Consider the following 18,706-nt stretch of genomic DNA (forward strand, 5'->3'; position numbering starts at 1 on the left):
CAGTAACGGCTTGTCGCGCGCGGGTTCCGGGGAAATAAAAAAGGCCGGCAGAAGCCGGCCTTTCATGAAACCAAACCAATTATCAGCAGTAACCGTAGTTCATCAGACGCTGGTAGCGGCGCTCACGCAGCGAGTCCTGATCCAGCTGCTCCAGATCTTCCAACTGACGTAGCAGAGTGGCTTTCATGTTGGCCGCCATTTGTGCATGATCGCGATGTGCACCGCCGAGTGGCTCTTCGATGATTTCGTCGATCAATTCCAGCTCTTTCAGACGCGGCGCAATCAGCCCCATGGCTTCTGCTGCCTGAGGTGCTTTGTCAGAATCACGCCACAGAATCGACGCACAGCCTTCTGGTGAAATCACAGCATAAGTTGAGTATTGCAGCATGTTGACGTAATCACCGACACCGATCGCCAAAGCACCACCAGAACCGCCTTCACCCACGACGTTACAGATAACCGGCACTTTCAGGCCTGCCATCACTTTCAAGTTGGTCGCGATCGCTTCTGACTGACCACGCTCTTCCGCACCGACACCCGGGTAAGCACCCGCCGTATCAATAAACGTGATGATTGGCATACCGAAACGCTCTGCCGTTTCCATTAAACGCAACGCTTTACGGTAACCTTCCGGTTTTGGCATGCCGAAGTTACGTTTCACTTTCTCACGCGTTTCACGGCCTTTTTGATGACCGATGATCATCACCGGACGGCCATCCAAACGAGCGACACCACCCACAATCGCTTTATCGTCAGCGTACGCACGATCACCAGCCAGTTCATCAAACTCGGTAAAGACATGCTCAATGTAATCCAGTGTATACGGACGCAGCGGGTGACGGGCCAGTTGAGCGGTTTCCCAGGCACCCAAGTCACTGAAGATTTTTTTCTTCAGCTCCAGGCTTTTCTTTTCCAGTTGCTGGATTTCTTTCTCCAGATCGACGCCTGACTCACCACCGTGACGAGAAACATCACGAAGTGCTTCGATTTTGGCTTCAAGTTCGGCAATAGGTTTTTCAAATTCCAAAAAATTTAGGCTCATCTAGGGATCCTTTTCTACTCGACTCTTTCTGCTTCAGAATCGAATTTTAGTTAAATTCGAGTTCTACCTGGCTTTTGCCAAGTAACTGTTTTAATTCATCTAGCAATGTATCTGATGGCGTAATGCGCCATTCGGTACCCAGCGTCAAACGCGCCCGGGCATCGGCCTTTTGATAGTATACATTGACTGGGACAGTGCCTGCCCGGTGAGGCTCCAGGATCTGACTAAAGCGCTCAAAAAACTGATCGTCAATCTGCTTTGCATTGATCGATACGGACAAGGCACGAGCGTACTTTTCACGTGCGGCACCGAGATCCATAACCTCGCGCGCCGACATTTTAAGACCGCCATTGAAATCATCAAAGCTGACCTGTCCGGAAACGACCAAAATTCTATCTTTTTCCAGCAGCTCTGCATACCTTTCCAACGCATCAGAGAACAGCATCACTTCCATACGACCACTGCGGTCATCCAGGGTCATGATGCCAATTCGCGTACCGCGTTTCGTCGTCATCACTCGGGCCGCAATGACCAGCCCGGCCACGGTAACGCTTTGATCGCGCCGGGTCGGAGTGGCGTCTTTTAGTCGACAACTGGTGTACTTACCGAGTTCCTTGATATAGGCGTTAATTGGGTGCCCGGTCAAATACAGGCCCAGTGTATCACGCTCACCTTCCAGCCAAACTTTTTCCGGCCAAGGTGGCACTTTGGTGTACTTGTGCTCGACTTCTTCCGGTGCGTCGGTCAAAACACCGAACATATCGGTCTGACCAAAAGCCTCTGCCTGATGGTGCTGGCTGGCCGCTTTCACCGCATCATCCAGTGACGCCATCATCGCAGCACGGTGAGGGCCAAGGCGATCGAGGGCTCCGGCATAAATCAGTTTTTCTATCACTCGTTTATTGACTTTCTTCAGGTCGATGCGAGCACAGAAATCGAACAAATCTTTGAAATAGCCATCTTTGTTGCGCGCTTCAAGTATCGCTTCAATCGGACCTTCACCAACGCCCTTGATAGCCCCGATGCCGTAAACGATCGCGCCCGTTTCATCAACGTTAAACCGATACAGACCCGCGTTGATGTCCGGTGGCAGCACTTTTAGCTTCATGCGGATACATTCGTCAATCAGGCCAACCACTTTTTCGGTATTATCCATATCGGCCGTCATGACCGCCGCCATGAACTCGGCAGGATAATGCGCTTTGAGCCATAAGGTCTGGTACGACACCAAAGCATAGGCGGCGGAGTGCGATTTGTTAAAGCCGTAACCTGCAAATTTCTCTACCAGGTCAAAGATTTTCATCGCCAGTTCACCGTCGATGCCATTATTTTCGGCCCCTTCCTGGAACACCGCGCGCTGCTTGGCCATCTCCTCCGGTTTCTTTTTACCCATCGCACGGCGCAGCATGTCGGCGCCACCCAAGGTGTAACCGGCCAGCACCTGAGCGATCTGCATCACCTGCTCCTGATAGAGAATGATGCCGTAGGTTGGCTCCAGAATTTCTTTTAATGACTCATGTTGCCATTTTTCATCCGGATAGGAGATCGCTTCCCGGCCGTGCTTACGGTCGATAAAGTTATCCACCATACCAGACTGCAGCGGCCCCGGACGAAACAGGGCCACCAAAGCAATGATGTCTTCAAAACAGTCCGGTTGTAGACGTTTGATCAGCTCTTTCATCCCGCGAGATTCGAGCTGGAAAACCGCGGTGGTTTCGGAGTTTTGCAGCATCCGGAATGATGCCTCATCCACCAGCGGAATCGATTCGATCCGCACCGGTTCACGCCCTTCACTCTCCAGACGCGGGTTGATCAGGCCCAGCGCCCAGTCGATGATGGTCAAGGTTCTCAGGCCAAGAAAGTCAAACTTCACCAGCCCTGCCGTTTCGACATCGTTCTTATCAAACTGAGTCACCGGGAAGTGCCCTTCTGCATCTGCATAAATGGGCGCAAAGTCGGTGATGGTGGTCGGAGAGATCACCACGCCCCCGGCGTGTTTACCCGCGTTACGGGTACACCCTTCCAGGATCCGGCATTTGTCGATCAGTTCTTTAACTTCTTCATCGGCGTCGTACAGTTCCTGTAACGCCGGTTCCGCTTTGAACGCTTTCTCAAGCGTCATGCCCGGATCCGGTGGCACCAGTTTGGAAATCCGGTCAACAAAGCCAAAGGGATGTCCCAGCACCCGGCCAACGTCGCGAATGACCGCTTTGGCCGCCATGGTACCAAAAGTAATGATCTGAGATACCGCATCCCGGCCGTACATCTCGGCAACGTGATCAATTACCTTGTCCCGCTTGTCCATACAGAAGTCGACGTCGAAATCGGGCATCGACACCCGCTCCGGGTTAAGGAATCGTTCGAACAGCAGATCATATTCCAGCGGATCGAGATCGGTGATTTTCAGGGCATACGCCACCAGTGAGCCGGCGCCGGATCCCCGCCCGGGTCCTACCGGAATGTCATTGTCCTTCGACCACTGGATAAACTCCATTACGATCAGGAAGTAACCAGGAAATCCCATCTGGTTGATCACGTCCAGCTCAATCTGTAGGCGCTCGTCGTAAGCAGGACGTTGTTCTGCACGCACTTGCTCGTCAGGGAAAAGGAACTCAAGGCGCTCTTCCAGCCCCTCACGAGACTTCATTACCAGGAAGTCAGTCTCCGCCATCCCTTCGGTCGGGAACGCGGGCAGGAAATATTCGCCAAGCCGCACGGTCACATTACAACGTTTGGCAATTTCTACCGAGTTCTCCAGCGCTTCCGGAATGTCGGCAAACAGAGCGCACATTTCCTCTTCACTGCGCAGGTATTGCTGCGGACTGTAATTCTTCGGCCGGCGCGGATCTTCCAGAGTGTATCCATCATGAATTGCCACACGAATCTCATGCGCTTCGAACAGCTCCTGATCAAGGATCACCACATCGTTCGTCGCCACTACAGGCAATTCTGCCTGCTGTGCCAGCTCAAGAGCAAAATGCAGATAGCTCTCTTCGTCGGGGCGTCCGGTACGGGTCAGTTCAAGGTAAAACCGCTCAGGGAAATACTGCTGATAAAACGCCACGCAACGCTCAACCTGCGCCGTATTGCCTTTCAGCAACGCTCTGCCGACCTCACCGCTCTTACCGCCGGAAAGCAGGATCAGCCCCTCGGCGTGCTCTGCCAGCCACTCTTTATCGATCACCGGTTGATGTTGAATGTGACCACGTAAGTAGGCTTTCGAGATCAGCAGTGTCAGATTTTTATAGCCGACGTTGTCGGCCGCCAGCACTGTCAGACGAGTTAGATCGTCTCCAAACTCTGGCGACTGCATGGCAAAGTCAGCCCCGATGATCGGCTTGATCCCGCAGCTGTGTGCGGTGCCGTAAAACTTCACCAGACCACACAGGTTGGTAAAATCGGTGAGCGCCATCGCCGGCATGCCCATTTCGGCGACTTTTTTGACTAACGGCGGCACTTTGGACAGGCCGTCAATCATGGAGAAGTCGCTGTGAACACGCAGGTGGATAAACTTAGGGTCTGACATTAACGGTTTCCGGGGTAACTCAAATTTCCGAACATAATCAGGCTATTTTACGTGAATAGCCTGCAGAATAAAGCACTAGTCCAAGCCAAGTGCCTTTTTGACTGGCTTGAAACTCTTGCGGTGTTGATCGATCACACCGTGTTGCTCGATGGCCTCAAAATGGGCTTTGGTCGGATAACCTTTGTGCTGGGCAAAACCGAATTGCGGATAGAGCACATCCAGCGCTTCCATTTCCTGATCACGCACCACTTTGGCAAGAATCGAGGCCGCACTGATCTCAGCAACGCGCAGGTCCCCCTTGACCACCGCCTGAGCGGCCATGGGCAACTCTGGTGTACGATTACCATCAATCAATGCCATATCCGGCTGAATCGCCAGACCAGCAATCGCGCGTTGCATCGCCACCATCGTTGCCTGGAGAATGTTCAGTTGATCGATCTCCTGCGGTGAGCAGCGTCCGACTGACCATGCCAGCGCTTTTTGCTTAATTTCCGGCAATAAGGCCAGACGCTTTTTTTCTGAGAGTTTTTTGGAATCCGTCAGTCCTTCAATCGGGTTGTTCGGGTCCAGGATCACCGCCGCGGTCACCACATCTCCAACCAACGGTCCACGCCCGACTTCATCCACACCAGCAATAAGCTGGTAGCCTTGAGGGTATTCAAACGGAGGAAGCGGTTTTTTTTCTACTGCCATGGGTTACTTCTGCTTGTTAATGAGTGTCAGGACGGCATTCGCCGCTTGGGCATCCGCGTCTTTACGGATCCAGTGATGCATTTCGGTAAACTTATCCAGCATGATGCGGTTGTCGGACTCCAGTAAGGTGACCACTTCACGATAAAGGTTATCAGCGGTGCACTCCTCCTGTAGCAGTTCTTTGACCAATTCACTGTCAGAAAGAATGTTGGGCAGTGATACGTACTTGGTTTTGAGTAGCCGCTTGGCGAGAAACGCCGTCAGTGCGTTGACCCGGTACCCCACCACCATCGGACGTTTTAGTAGCATGCATTCCAGTGCAACCGTTCCGGACGCCAGCATCACCGCATCGGCCGCGGTAATCACGTTACGGGCCGTATCATCGACCAAGCGGAAATCCAACTCAGGTGCCAGCGCTTGCCACGCAGCTTCGAACTGTTCACGGCGTTTCGGATTGACCACAGCCACCACAAAACCAAGTTGCGGATACGTCTGATGTAGCTTTTTGCACGTGTCAATAAACGGCTCCGCCAGCATTTTCAGCTCGCTGCCTCGACTGCCTGGCAAGACCGCCAGCCATTTACGATCCTGATCTAGCCCCAGTAGTTCTCGGGCCGGCGCTTGCTCAGAGACCAGCGGAATCGCATCCGCCAGCGTATGGCCAATAAACTCACACGGCACATCAAACTGGTCGTAAAACGCCTTTTCGAACGGCAGGAATGCCAAGACCAGGTTAGTCGCGTCGGCTATCTTGTGAATGCGTTTTTGACGCCAGGCCCAGACTGACGGAGAGACATAGTGCACGGTTTTGATCCCGGCCTGTTTGAGATCTAGCTCAAGACGCAGGTTAAAATCCGGCGCATCAATGCCGATAAAAACATCCGGTGGATTGTCAGTGAAGTACTTCACCAGAGAAGCTTTGACGTTCAGCAAACGCGGCAAGCGCCCGAGGACTTCAACCAGTCCCATCACCGCCAACTCTTCCATATCAAACAAAGATTCGCAGCCTTGGGCGATCATTTTCGGACCGCCAATGCCGACAAACTCGGCATCCGGATAGTACTGTTTTACCGCTTTGATAAAGCCTTCACCCAACGTATCACCCGACAGCTCGCCGGCCACAATACCAATGCGTAATGGTTTGTTCATCTTCCGTTCCGTTTGTCCTGTTGTATTTTATGCCTAACGCTCAAACCTTAAGCGCTTGCCATAAAACACAAAAAGACCGCCATCGTGAAACGGCGATCTTTTGTGTGATATCAGTATCCGATGTTAGCGGATAATGCCACGCTCAGTGTTTTCCAGCATGTCAGAGAAACGGGCCACCGACGGCCACTCTTGTGCCATCTCTTTCAGCACCGGTTTGACTTCTTCCAGCGTTTTACCTGAGCGATAGATTTCCTTGTACGCTTTCTGCAACGCACGAATTTCCGCTTTTTCAAATCCGTTGCGTTTCAGGCCAACCAGATTCAGCCCAAATGGTGATGCGTGATTCCCTTGCGCCAGTACGTAAGCCGGTACATCCTGAACCACCGCAGAACATCCACCGATGTACGCGTAGGCTCCCACGGTGCAGAACGGATGGATCGCAGACAAGGCCATGACCCCCGCGTAATCGTCGACCGTAACGTGCCCACCCAAGATCGAGTTGTTGCCGATATGAGTGTGGCTCCCGACAATAACGTCGTGCGCAATATGGGCATTAACACAAAACAGGTTGTCATCGCCGACAACCGTTTCGCCTTTGTCTTGCGCTGTTCCCCGGTGGATCTGAACACTTTCACGAATCACGTTGCGATCGCCAATGATCACTTTGGTGTCTTCGCCGCCGTATTTCTTATCCTGGTTTTCTTCGCCAATCACCGCTTGTGGGAAAATACGGTTCTCTTTGCCGATCACTGTATTGCCCTTGATCACCACATGCGACATCACTTCGGTCCCTCCACCGATCGTCACACCCGAAGTGATATAAGTAAATGGCCCGACTTTCACATTGGCGCCAATGACGGCCCCGTCTTCGACCACCGCTGCCGGGTGGATTTGAGCAGTTTCATGAATCATATCAGAACTCTCGGCGTGCACACTTCAATTCAGCAGAACAAACAACGTCACCATCAACTTTCGCAACACCGTTAAATGCAGCGATGCCACGGCGCTCTTTCACAAATTCAACTTCGATCACCAGTTGATCACCGGGTGTCACTGGCTTGCGGAACTTGGCGTTATCGACGCTGGCAAAATAGTACAACTCGTTTTCAGATGGTGCGCCAAAGGATTTAAACGCCAGCAGGCCAGTGGCCTGTGCCATCGCTTCCAGGATCAAAACACCTGGAAAGACAGGAAATTGTGGGAAATGACCTGTAAATTGAGGTTCATTCACTGACACGTTCTTGATTGCCGTCAGGTATTTTTCTTCCTGAAAGTCGGTCACGCGGTCAATCAGCAGGAAAGGATAACGGTGAGGTAATAATTCCTGAATTTCAGTGATGTTCATTGTTTTGTTTTCAGTACTCAAAGTCATATTCCTAATTCAAATCTTCTAAGGATTGAGTGGCATTATAGATGAAAAAGACTCGCGGTTCGCGAGCCTTTTATGAGCGAGTCAGGAATCCTCACGATTCCTGTTTCGGCTCCAGCAGCTTCTCAACCGCTTTCAGGCGTTTGTTCATCTCATCAATACGATGAACCCGAGCTGCTGTTTTACGCCACTCTTTGTTTGGCTGTAGTGGAATACCAGATGAGTACATGCCTTTCTCTTCGATACTCCGCATTACCATACCCATACCAGTGATCGTTACGCCGTCTGCAATTTCAATGTGACCATTGATGACCGACGCACCACCAATAATGCAGTATTTACCAATTTTGGTACTGCCTGCGACAATAGTACCACCAGCCATGGCTGTACCATATCCGATGTGCACGTTATGGGCGATTTGCATTTGGTTATCGAGGATCACATTGTCTTCAATAACGGTGTCGTCCAGCGCACCACGGTCAATAGTGGTGCCGGCACCGATTTCAACTCGGTTGCCGATACGAACGGTGCCAATCTGAGGAATTTTGATCCACTCCCCTTTCTCATTGGCGTAACCAAAGCCATCGGAACCAATCACTGTGTTGGCTTGCACCAGACAATCAGACCCAATCATCACATCGTGATAAATCGACACATTCGCCCACAACTTGGTGTTGGCGCCGAGCGTGGCATTCTTACCGATAAAACAACCCGCTCCAATCACCACGTTATCACCTAGCGTGACCCCAGACTCAACGACCGCATTTGCTCCGATCGACACATTGCTCCCCAGCCTGACGTCCTCAGCGATGACCGCTGACGGTGCAATGTCACTGGCCGGAGACGGCGTGCTGTCAAGCGCTTGCGCGACTTTTGCAAACGCCACATACGGGTCATCCACTACCAACACATTGCCCTGGCAAAGCTCACGCTGAGCCGCTTTCACCATCACAACCGTTGCCTTGCAATCAGCCAGATGTTTGGCGTATTTCGGATTTGACAAGAAAGTCACGTGACCTTCAGCCGCCTTATCCATCGGAGCCACCGTCGACACAGTTGCCTCTGCGTCGCCGTGTAGCTCCCCCCCGGTAATAGTGGCCAAGTCGGCCAGAGTCAGAGTTGTCATATCGCTATTATTTTAGTGCTTTGATTACTTTTTCAGAGATGTTGTTTGCAGGTTTGGCGAAACGCACGGCTTGCATATCAATCACCATATCGTAGCCGTCTTGATTGGCCACTTTCTCAACCGCATCCTGAATCACTTTAAACAACTTTTGTGTCTCTTCTGCTTCACGTTTCTTAGACGCTTGATCCAGTGCTTGCGCTTTGATCTTGTATTCGCTGTCCAGACGGCCGATCTCGATACGCAGCTTTTCAACCTGATCCGCTGACATCAGCTCGCCATCACGCTTGAGCTTGTCGATTTTCGTCTTCGCCTGAGACTGAATTTTCTTCAGTTCATCGGCTTTGCCTTTAAAGTCTTTCTGCATTTTCTGCATCACAGCTTCACGTTGAGGCAGAGCCTGAAACACCTGAGCTGTGTTGATGTAGCCAATCTTCTGAGCAGCTTCTGCGGCATTAGCAAAGAATGAAGACGTAAGAACGATAAGGCTTACACCAGCCGCTTTAATCATTTTATTCAAAATATATTCCTCTGTTAGAAGGTTCTGCCGATAGTGAAAGTGAAGAATTCCTCATCGTCACCTTCGTAAATCTTAATAGGTTTCGCAAGTGAGAAGACCAGTGGTCCCATTGGTGACATCCATTGCAGGGCTACACCGTATGATGCGCGATAATTCGTTGGATCTGAGTAGTCATAGTAGTACTTGTCACCATAGTCTGCACCGCCACTGCGGTAATCAAACTCAGTATCCCAGACACTGGCAGCATCCAGGAACACGCTGGTACGGATCTGGTTACGCACTTCATCCGACGCAAATGGCGTAGGGACGATCAGCTCCAGACTGGCCAGTGCCACCGCGTTACCACCGACCGAATCATCCGTTGCTGTATCCGCACCGTTGTTCGAGCCGGAGTAATCTCGGTACACCGCTTTCGGGCCAGCGCTGTTCGAACCGAAACCACGCAGCGAGGTAAAGCCACCGGCATAGAAGTTTTCATAGAACGGGTACAAATTATCGTTGCCGTCGGTTTCGCCGTAACCATTGCCGTACCCCAAACGACCACGCATCAGAAGAGTAAACTCATGCTTTTTGGTCAGTGGGATATACTGACGGATATCGTACTGCAGCTTAAAGTACTGCGTGTCAGAGCCAGGTACGGTTACTTTTGCCGAGGCACGTTGGTAATTCCCTGCGGTCGGGAAATAGCCCCGGTTGAGGTTGTTGCGTGTCCACGACAAATTGATATCGAAATCATCGGTTTGCAGGCTGGTCGCATTACAATCGCCCATACTGCACAAGAACTGTTCAATCTGCAGATATGGGGTCAGGTTACCGATGTTGTTGTGCGTGTAGCCAACACCGAACTCAAAACGGTTCAGCTCATCAAACGGGAACCCCCACGTCAGGCTGGTACCATAACTTTCGTTGGTATAGTCGACGATACCGGCTTCTGAAGCTTCAAACTCGTTGTAGAAGATCTTGCCGCCCAGGCTGACCCCATCCAGGTTCCAGTACGGATCGCGATAGTCGAGACTAATGTTCTTCTGGTAATCGTTCATCATCGCGTTGATGCCGACCCGGTTACCACTGCCCAGGAAGTTGTCTTGTTGCAAGCCTACCTGGAAGCTGACACCCGACTCTGTACCATAACCGATACCAAAGTTAACACTGCCTGAGTTGGCCTCTTTGACCGTGTAAACCAGGTCAACCTGGTCTTCACTGCCCGGTACGCGCACCGTTTGCACGTCTACCGTTTCAAAGAACCCCAGACGGTTGAGACGGGTTTTACCGGTCTCGATCGATTTCGAGTTCAGCCAACTACCTTCCATCTGACGCATTTCGCGACGCAGCACTTCATCTTTGGTTGAGTTGTTCCCGACAAAGCGGATATCGCGCACGTAGATACGGTTGCCCGCTTCGACATTCACGATCAGAGACACTTCCTGGTTTTCATCATCAAACTCAGGAATGGTACGAACCTGGGGATACGCATAGCCCGCCTCACCCAACGCTTTCTTGACACTCTCTTCGAGCGCAGTGACTGACGAACCGTTGTAAACATCACCGTCTTCAAACGGCACCATACCTTGGAATTCTTTCTCTTTGCCGATCAGTTCCCCCCGGAACTGCACGTCTTTTACCTTGTACGGTTTGCCTTCATCCAGACCCAGAGTGATGTAGACGCCTTTTTTATCCGGTGAAATCGCCACCTGAGTCGAGGTTACCTGAAACTTGAGGTAACCGCGGTCAAGATAATACGATTTGAGCGCTTCAATGTCGCCGGCCAACACCTGTTTCTGATATTTGTCATCGGACAGGAAGTTCCACCATGAAACGTCCACATTGAGATTGAAGCGGCTAAGCAGCTCTTCGTCGGAAAAGACCTCGTTACCAATAAAGTTGATCTGCTGGATTTTGGCCGACACGCCTTCGGTGAAGACAAATTTCAGGTCAGCACGATTGCGTGGCAACGGCGTTACGACAGCTTTTACCGTCGCATTGTATTTACCAACGCTGTAGTAGAAGTCTTCCAGACCTTTTTCGATGTTAGATAACTTGGTGCGATCCAGCGCCTCACCCACCCGGATACCGGACGCTTCCAGGTTTTGAGTCAGTTGCTCTTCTTTGATCGCTTTATTTCCGGAGAAGGAAACGCTGGCAATTGTCGGACGCTCTTTGACCTGCACCACCAGCACATTGCCGTCGCGCAGGACTTTGACATCCTCGAAGTTGCCTGACGTGTACAGGGCCTTGATGATTTCCGCCACATCCTGACTATCGACGTTATCACCAATTCGAACGGGCATTTTCAACAATGCCGCACCCAGTGCCACACGTTGCAAACCTTCAATTTTAATATCCTGAACTACAAAGTTCTCTGCTCCGTTTGCGGAAACACTGGTCGCCAGTAACGTCGCAAACAGAATTTTTTTCATCGCCATACTTGTTTTAGTTATTCCTTACAACAACCCGATGCCCTGTTTAAAGGCGAGTAAAATCATTAAATATTGCCACAGCCATTAAAGAAAAAATAATCACGCCGCCGATTTTATATCCCATTTCCTGCACTTTCTCAGGTACGGGACGACGTATAATCGCTTCAATAGCAAAGAACAGCAGGTGGCCACCATCCAACATTGGCAGAGGGACTAAGTTGATAATTCCTAAGTTGACACTGATTAGCGCCAAAAAGCCTAAGAAGTACACCAAGCCATAATCCGCAGTGGTTCCAGCGCCTTTCGCAATCGAAATCGGGCCACTGAGATTATTTAAACCGACATCGCCAACGACGAGTTTTTTCAACATCGACATGGTCAAATCAATAACCTGACCCGTCTTTTCAACCGCTTTACCGATTGACTCAAATACACCATATTGCAGCTCAAAGCGATAACTTTGCGGCCATTCTGCGACTTCCGGAGCGATTCCTGCGAAGCCGATCGTCTGGCCTTGCGCCTGTTTACTCTCCGGTGTCAACGTCAGGGTGCGGGTTTCACCAGCGCGATCAATCGTCAGTGCCACAGGCACATTCGGACTCCCTTGAATCAGCTCGACCACCTGTTCCCATTCCGTGAGCGTTTGATCATTGGCCCGCAACAGCGTATCGCCACGTTCCAGGCCGGCTTTGGCTCCTGCGCCATTTTCCGACACGTTGCTGATGGTAAGCGAGATGGCCGGCGTAAACGGTTTAAAACCTAACGCTCCCATAGCAGACTCTTTTTCTGGATCAAAGTTCCACTCGGACAAATCCAGATTCAGTGTCTGCAGTGCGCCCAGCCCATCGACTGGTGCCACGGTCAGAGTCATGCGCGGATCACCGATGTGTGAGATCAACGCCATGTTCACTGATTCCCAGTCTGCGGTTTTGACGCCCGAGACCGCTTTAAGTTCCATATCCTGTTGCAAGCCCGCGTCTGCCGCAATGGAATACGGGGTCACTTCACCAACAACTGGCTTCACAGCCGGAATGCCAATCAGAAACACCAGCCAGTAGGCAAAAATGGCAAACAGGAAGTTAAACACGGGGCCTGCGGCCACAATCGCAGTGCGTTTCCACAACGCTTTGCGGTCAAACGCCAGATGCGCTTCGTCAGCACTAACCTCATCAACCCGGCTGTCGAGCATCTTGACGTAGCCGCCAAGAGGAATCACGCACAGCGCGTATTCTGTGCCGTCGTTCCCCTGCTTGGTCCAAATCGATTTACCGAAACCGATGGAGAAGCGCTCGACTTTCACGCCACAGCGACGTGCGACCCAGAAGTGACCAAACTCATGCACCGCCACCAGAATGCCCAGGGCGATAATAAAAGAAGCGAAGTTCCATAAAATACCGGTCATAGCGAACGCTCACGTACAATTTCCAGGGCTATACTGCGAGTCATTCTATCTAGCTCAATCAGGCTTTCCAAGTCGTAGCACTGTAACAAGCTATGAGTCGAACAAATTTTTGACATGGCTCTTTCATTTACCTCAGCAATGTCGGTAAAACGGATACGTTGATTGAGGAAGGCATCGACAGCCACTTCATTGGCGGCATTGAGTGAGGTCGTCGCATGCTGACCTTCATAACAGGCATCAATGGCCAGTTTAAGACACGGATAACGGTCGTAATCCGGTGCCATAAAAGTCAACTCACTTAACTGAGTAAAATCCAGGGGCTGAACGCCCGCCGGCACGCGCTCCGGATAAGCCATCGTCAGAGAGATAGGTGTTGCCATGTCCGGTTCGCCCATTTGAGCCAGTAGTGAACCATCACAATATTGCACCATGGAGTGAATCACCGATTGCGGATGGATCAGCACTTTCAGCTGATCACGTTCGGTGTTGAACAACCATTTGGCTTCAATGTATTCCAGACCTTTGTTCATCATGGTAGCGGAATCCACAGAGATCTTCGGTCCCATCGACCAGTTTGGATGGGCAATGGCCTGTTGCGGCGTCACCTCGGCCAGTGAGGCAATATCACTGTAGCGGAACGGACCGCCAGATCCGGTGAGCAGGATGTGCTGAATACCATTGGCTTTGAGGTCACTGCGCCCCAGGTTGACCTGAACGTCCGTTGGCAGACACTGGAATATCGCGTTGTGTTCACTGTCCACGGGCATGATTTCGGCACCGTACTTTTCAACGGCATCGATAAACAGTTGCCCAGACATCACCAGGGCTTCTTTGTTGGCCAGCAGTACACGTTTGCCCGCTTTGACTGCGGCCATCGTCGGCATCAGGCCGGCTGCGCCTACGATGGCTGCCATGACCGTATCGACTTCATCAAAGGAGGAGATGTGACACATGGCCTCGACGCCAGACAGTACTTCAGTGGTCAGCTTTAGCTCAGCCAATTGCTGTTTGAGTAACAGCGCTGCGTCGTCACAGGCCATCACGGCATATTTCGGTCGCCAGGTTTCGCACAACTGGCGCATTTTGTCTACGTTGGTTCCTGCCGCCAAAGCCACGACAGAGAACTGTTGTGGGTTCTGTGCGACCACTTTCAATGTACTGGCACCGATGGAGCCCGTTGCACCGAGGATTGTTAACTTACGCATAGCAAGAGACCATGAATTTTACAGGCAGGGATGCCCTGCCCGTAGAGATTAGAAGACGAAGTATAGAAGAGCAAAGACCGGGAAAGCCGCTGTCAGGCTGTCGATGCGATCGAGAATGCCACCATGCCCCGGGATGATATTACTGCTGTCTTTAATCCCGGATACACGCTTGAACATGCTTTCAACCAAATCGCCTAACACGGAGATCACCACAGTGATCAGCGTGATCACCAACATCACGACGTGATTGGTAAAAGTAATATCGAACCAGTCCGCTGCAACCCAGCCCACCACCAGAGCTGTGAGAATGCCGCCAATCAGGCCTTCAATGGTTTTATTTGGACTAACGTTCGGCGCCATTTTACGTTTGCCCAGCGATTTGCCGGCAAAATACGCCCCGCTGTCAGCCGCCCAGACCAATAAGCATACAAACAAGACCAGTTTGGCACCGTGATATGGATCGGAGTCAATGCCTTCAGCACGCAGCAGTAACACGCTCCAGAAAAATGGCAATAGCGTCAATATGCCAAACAAGTGACGCAATATCGTGGAATTTTGCCAGCCATCGCTGGATTTAGGGTACGTGATCGCCATCAAGCTGGAGATCACCCACCAAATTCCACCAATCGTCAAAATCGCGTAATGAGCGGGAGTCAACGTATTGAGACTCAGGACATCCGACTGGACGAAAAACAGGCTCGCCCCCCCCACCACAACCGCCGGGATCAACGCCAGAACACGGGAGCGGCAATCAACAAATTGTGTCCACTCCCAGAAGCCGACGAGAGTGACCGCTGCAATCGCCGCCATAAACCATGGTAGCGGCAGCATAAAAATGCCCAGAATAACCAGAGGAGCTAAAATCAGCGCCGTAATAATTCTTTGCTTCAAACTGATGAATCCTTTATGAGTTGTTCATCAATGCCTTGATTTGTTCACCGGTACAACCAAAGCGTCTTTCACGATTAACAAACCAAGTCACTGCATCTAATAAGTGCTCTTCTCCAAACTCAGGCCAATAAACCGGAGTAAAATACAGCTCAGCATACGCCAGCTGCCAAAGCATAAAGTTGCTGATCCGACATTCACCACTGGTGCGGATCAACAGGTCAACATCAGGCAGATCGGCCATAGTCAGATGTTGAGCGATCAGCTCTTCTGTCACATCTGACGCCTGAAGTTGCCCGTCCTGAATCTGCTGGCCCACCACTTTCATGGCCTCGGTGATGTCCCATTTGCCGCCATAGTTCGCCGCAATGTTGATCACCATGCCTGTGTTGCCAGCGGTCATCGCTTCCGCATCGGCAATTTTCGATTGCAAACGCTGGCTGAAACGGGTCTTGTCGCCAATAATGCGCAGACGCAGGTTATTTTTGTGTAATTTCTTCACTTCTGTCGACAATACGCTGATAAAAAGCTCCATCAGAACGCCAACTTCTTCTTCTGGTCGACGCCAGTTTTCGCTGCTAAACGCAAACAGAGTGACCGCTTTAATCCCCAACTTGGCGGCTGTCGAAATGGTTTTTCGTACCGCAGCCACTCCATTTTTATGCCCAAAAACTCGTGGTTTACCCTGAGCCTTTGCCCAACGGCCATTGCCGTCCATGATGATCGCGATGTGTTGAGGTAAAGAGTCAGGAGAGAGTTGTGAGTTCTGCATAAGGAGGTTATGTGGGTTATCAACGGGGCATAAGAGTAGCACAAAAAAACGCTGTGCTGCGAGCACAGCGTTTCCAGAAATGTCGAGTTTATAGGCGATTACACTTCCATCAACTCTTTTTCTTTTGCAGCCAGTGCTTCGTCAACTTTCTTAACAGCTGCATCGGTGAGTTTTTGAATCTCGTCTTGTGCTTTGCGATCTTCGTCTTCTGAAATTTCTTTGTCTTTCAGAAGTGCTTTCAGTTCGCTGTTAGAGTCACGACGGATGTTACGGATCGCCACACGACCACCTTCGGCTTCACCACGTACGATTTTCACCAGATCTTTACGACGCTCTTCCGTCAACGGCGGCAGCGGAACGCGGATCACAGTGCCTGCTGACATTGGGTTCAGGCCCAGGTCAGACTGCATGATCGCTTTTTCAATCTTAGGTGTCAGTTCTTTATCGAAAACCGTGATAGCCAGAGTACGTGCATCTTCAGCAACTACGTTTGCAACCTGGTTCAGAGGAGTTGGTGCACCGTAATACTCCACATTGATACCTGATAGCAGGCTTGGGTGAGCACGACCGGTACGAATTTTAGAAAGGTTATTTTTTAGCGCTTCAACGCTTTTGTCCATGCGCTCCTGAGCGCTTTTTTTGATTTCGTTAATCACAGTTTCACCTTAGATATGTCTTCTTTCTAAAAGAAAGCCTAATAGGGTTTAAGCAAAAGGCAACGCCATCGACCTGAGAGTGTCGATGGCAATTGAGTCTGTTATTCAGCGACGCTGATCAGCGTGCCTTCTGCTTCGCCCATCACCACGCGACGTAGGGCGCCTGGTTTATTCATGTTGAATACACGGATTGGCATTTTGTGGTCACGAGCCAGTGTGAACGCTGCCAAATCCATCACTTTCAGTTCTTTTTCCAGAACAGCGTTGTAAGACAACTTATCATACAGTTCTGCGTCCGGGTTTGCTACCGGGTCTGCGCTAAATACGCCATCGACTTTGGTCGCTTTAAGCACCACATCGGCTTCAATTTCAATACCACGCAGACACGCCGCAGAATCGGTTGTAAAGAATGGGTTGCCGGTACCTGCCGAGAAAATCACCACGCGGCCCTGACGCAGTTCACGGATGGCATCTGCCCAATTGTAGTCGTCACACACACCTTGCAGTGGAATTGCCGACATTACACGTGCGTTCACGTAAGCACGGTGCAAGGCATCACGCATCGCCAAGCCGTTCATTACCGTTGCCAGCATCCCCATGTGGTCACCCACAACACGGTTCATACCCGCTTCCGCCAGACCTGCACCGCGGAACAGGTTACCACCACCGATAACCACGCCCACCTGAACACCCAGTTCAACCAGTTCTTTGACCTCTTGCGCCATACGATCCAGTACCGCAGGATCAATACCAAAACCTTCATTGCCTTGCAGCGCTTCACCACTCAGTTTTAACAGAATTCGTTGATATGCCGGTTTAGGGTTCGTAGTCATGGAGTTTACCTTCCAAAAAAGAGAGTTATTGATTAACAGTCATGGATGAAGGCTCACTTAACCTGCATCCATCACGGCAAATCGGCCGCTACTCATAAAAAGACCGCAGCCATGGCCACGGTCTTTTTATTGTGCACGTCGCTAAGGATTAACCTTTCTGCGCCAGTGCGACTTCTTCAGCGAAGCTCAGGCCTTCTTGTTTCTCGATACCTTCACCTACTTCCAGGCGAACGAATGCAGAAACAGTAGCGCCTTTCTCTTTCAGGATTTCGCCAACAGATTTCTTAGGTTCCATAACGAATGGCTGACCAGTCAGAGAGATTTCGCCAGTGAATTTCTTCATACGGCCAACAACCATCTTCTCTGCGATCTCTGCAGGTTTACCTTCGTTCATCGCGATTTCAACTTGAACCGCTTTTTCTTTTTCTACTACGTCAGCAGGTACGTCTTCAGGGTTCAGGTACTCTGGACGAGAAGCAGCAACGTGCATAGCTACGTGCTTCAGAGTCTCAGCATCGCCTTCACCAGCAACAACTACACCGATTTTCTCACCGTGACGGTAAGAAGCGATAGCTGCGCCTTGAACGTATTGTACGCGACGAATAGTGATGTTTTCACCGATCTTAGCGACCAGAGCAACACGCTCTTCTTCGAATTTCGCTTGTAGTTCTTCAACAGAAGCTTTAGAAGCCAGCGCGTCAGCTGCAACTTTCTCAGCGAATGCAGCGAAGTTAGCATCTTTAGCAACGAAGTCAGTTTGGCAGTTAACTTCAAGAAGAACGGCAACGCCATCAGCGTCTTTGATGATGATCGCGCCTTCAGCTGCTAGGTTACCTGCTTTCTTAGCAGCTTTAGCAGCGCCTGATTTACGCATGTTTTCGATTGCTAGTTCGATGTCGCCGTTGGTTTCAACAAGCGCTTTCTTACATTCCATCATGCCTGCGCCAGTACGTTCGCGCAGTTCTTTAACTAGAGCAGCAGTAACAGCCATTCTCTATTCCTCAGTTGATTCTGGATATGGTAAAAATCAGGGGCCTACATTGTCGGCCCCTGATGCTAACTATAACTTAGTTTATGCGACAACTTGGTTTCACATAAAACTAAGTGTGAC

16 protein-coding genes are annotated in these 18,706 nt (G+C 50.9%); all 16 read right to left on the reverse strand.

What is annotated here, in order from left to right:
• Positions 1–82: 82 nt before the first annotated feature.
• The gene (gene accA / locus CAG64_RS04100) at positions 83–1,042 is read right to left on the reverse strand and encodes an acetyl-CoA carboxylase carboxyl transferase subunit alpha (RefSeq protein WP_021705829.1); all 960 of its coding nucleotides are present in this window, start codon (positions 1,040–1,042) and stop codon (positions 83–85) included.
• A gap of 46 nt (positions 1,043–1,088) precedes the next feature.
• Entirely contained in the window at positions 1,089–4,568 is a 3,480-nt protein-coding gene (gene dnaE / locus CAG64_RS04105) for a DNA polymerase III subunit alpha (protein WP_021705830.1), read from the reverse strand.
• A gap of 75 nt (positions 4,569–4,643) precedes the next feature.
• Positions 4,644–5,261 (reverse strand): ribonuclease HII, encoded by a 618-nt coding sequence (gene rnhB / locus CAG64_RS04110; RefSeq protein ID WP_161488305.1) that lies wholly within the window; start codon positions 5,259–5,261, stop codon positions 4,644–4,646.
• A gap of 3 nt (positions 5,262–5,264) precedes the next feature.
• Entirely contained in the window at positions 5,265–6,410 is a 1,146-nt protein-coding gene (gene lpxB, locus CAG64_RS04115) for a lipid-A-disaccharide synthase (protein WP_161488306.1), read from the reverse strand.
• A 123-nt stretch (positions 6,411–6,533) separates the two neighbouring features.
• The gene (gene lpxA / locus CAG64_RS04120) at positions 6,534–7,322 is read right to left on the reverse strand and encodes an acyl-ACP--UDP-N-acetylglucosamine O-acyltransferase (RefSeq protein ID WP_161488307.1); all 789 of its coding nucleotides are present in this window, start codon (positions 7,320–7,322) and stop codon (positions 6,534–6,536) included.
• A 1-nt stretch (position 7,323) separates the two neighbouring features.
• Positions 7,324–7,776 carry a 3-hydroxyacyl-ACP dehydratase FabZ gene (fabZ, locus tag CAG64_RS04125; RefSeq protein ID WP_021705834.1) on the reverse strand — a complete coding sequence of 151 codons (453 nt, stop codon included), beginning with the start codon at positions 7,774–7,776 and terminating at the stop codon, positions 7,324–7,326.
• A gap of 97 nt (positions 7,777–7,873) precedes the next feature.
• Complete coding sequence (lpxD, locus tag CAG64_RS04130; protein ID WP_161488308.1) at positions 7,874–8,905, reverse strand: UDP-3-O-(3-hydroxymyristoyl)glucosamine N-acyltransferase; 1,032 nt, start codon at positions 8,903–8,905, stop codon at positions 7,874–7,876.
• Positions 8,906–8,912: 7 nt separating this feature from the next.
• The gene (locus CAG64_RS04135; RefSeq protein WP_161488309.1) at positions 8,913–9,422 is read right to left on the reverse strand and encodes an OmpH family outer membrane protein; all 510 of its coding nucleotides are present in this window, start codon (positions 9,420–9,422) and stop codon (positions 8,913–8,915) included.
• A gap of 14 nt (positions 9,423–9,436) precedes the next feature.
• Complete coding sequence (gene bamA, locus CAG64_RS04140; RefSeq protein ID WP_021705837.1) at positions 9,437–11,845, reverse strand: outer membrane protein assembly factor BamA; 2,409 nt, start codon at positions 11,843–11,845, stop codon at positions 9,437–9,439.
• 40 nt (positions 11,846–11,885) lie between these two features.
• Complete coding sequence (gene rseP, locus CAG64_RS04145; protein WP_161488310.1) at positions 11,886–13,241, reverse strand: sigma E protease regulator RseP; 1,356 nt, start codon at positions 13,239–13,241, stop codon at positions 11,886–11,888.
• Positions 13,238–14,446, reverse strand: a complete 1,209-nt coding sequence (ispC, locus tag CAG64_RS04150) for a 1-deoxy-D-xylulose-5-phosphate reductoisomerase (RefSeq protein ID WP_021705839.1) — start codon at positions 14,444–14,446, stop codon at positions 13,238–13,240. The genes rseP and ispC overlap by 4 nt, the downstream gene beginning before the upstream one ends.
• 48 nt (positions 14,447–14,494) lie before the next feature.
• A complete protein-coding gene (locus tag CAG64_RS04155; protein WP_161488311.1) occupies positions 14,495–15,337 on the reverse strand; it encodes a phosphatidate cytidylyltransferase in 843 nt (280 codons plus the stop codon).
• Between the two features lie 13 nt (positions 15,338–15,350).
• Positions 15,351–16,106: an isoprenyl transferase gene (locus CAG64_RS04160; RefSeq protein WP_021705841.1), complete on the reverse strand. Its 756-nt coding sequence runs from the start codon at positions 16,104–16,106 to the stop codon at positions 15,351–15,353.
• A gap of 98 nt (positions 16,107–16,204) precedes the next feature.
• Complete coding sequence (gene frr, locus CAG64_RS04165; RefSeq protein ID WP_021705842.1) at positions 16,205–16,762, reverse strand: ribosome recycling factor; 558 nt, start codon at positions 16,760–16,762, stop codon at positions 16,205–16,207.
• A gap of 101 nt (positions 16,763–16,863) precedes the next feature.
• Positions 16,864–17,595 (reverse strand): UMP kinase, encoded by a 732-nt coding sequence (gene pyrH / locus CAG64_RS04170; protein ID WP_021705843.1) that lies wholly within the window; start codon positions 17,593–17,595, stop codon positions 16,864–16,866.
• A gap of 148 nt (positions 17,596–17,743) precedes the next feature.
• Positions 17,744–18,586, reverse strand: a complete 843-nt coding sequence (gene tsf / locus CAG64_RS04175) for a translation elongation factor Ts (protein WP_021705844.1) — start codon at positions 18,584–18,586, stop codon at positions 17,744–17,746.
• Positions 18,587–18,706 lie beyond the last annotated feature (120 nt).

This window comes from Vibrio sp. V38_P2S17PM301 (genome assembly GCF_009904845.1).
Classification (GTDB): Bacteria; Pseudomonadota; Gammaproteobacteria; order Enterobacterales; family Vibrionaceae; genus Vibrio; species Vibrio proteolyticus.

Coding starts and splice junctions, on each gene's coding strand:
- accA (WP_021705829.1), bottom strand. CDS start 1,042: ATGAGCCTAAATTTTTTGGAATTTGAAAAACCTATTGCCGAACTTGAA.
- dnaE (WP_021705830.1), bottom strand. CDS start 4,568: ATGTCAGACCCTAAGTTTATCCACCTGCGTGTTCACAGCGACTTCTCC.
- rnhB (WP_161488305.1), bottom strand. CDS start 5,261: ATGGCAGTAGAAAAAAAACCGCTTCCTCCGTTTGAATACCCTCAAGGC.
- lpxB (WP_161488306.1), bottom strand. CDS start 6,410: ATGAACAAACCATTACGCATTGGTATTGTGGCCGGCGAGCTGTCGGGT.
- lpxA (WP_161488307.1), bottom strand. CDS start 7,322: ATGATTCATGAAACTGCTCAAATCCACCCGGCAGCGGTGGTCGAAGAC.
- lpxD (WP_161488308.1), bottom strand. CDS start 8,905: ATGACAACTCTGACTCTGGCCGACTTGGCCACTATTACCGGGGGGGAG.
- bamA (WP_021705837.1), bottom strand. CDS start 11,845: ATGGCGATGAAAAAAATTCTGTTTGCGACGTTACTGGCGACCAGTGTT.
- rseP (WP_161488310.1), bottom strand. CDS start 13,241: ATGACCGGTATTTTATGGAACTTCGCTTCTTTTATTATCGCCCTGGGC.
- ispC (WP_021705839.1), bottom strand. CDS start 14,446: ATGCGTAAGTTAACAATCCTCGGTGCAACGGGCTCCATCGGTGCCAGT.
- CAG64_RS04160 (WP_021705841.1), bottom strand. CDS start 16,106: ATGCAGAACTCACAACTCTCTCCTGACTCTTTACCTCAACACATCGCG.
- pyrH (WP_021705843.1), bottom strand. CDS start 17,595: ATGACTACGAACCCTAAACCGGCATATCAACGAATTCTGTTAAAACTG.
- tsf (WP_021705844.1), bottom strand. CDS start 18,586: ATGGCTGTTACTGCTGCTCTAGTTAAAGAACTGCGCGAACGTACTGGC.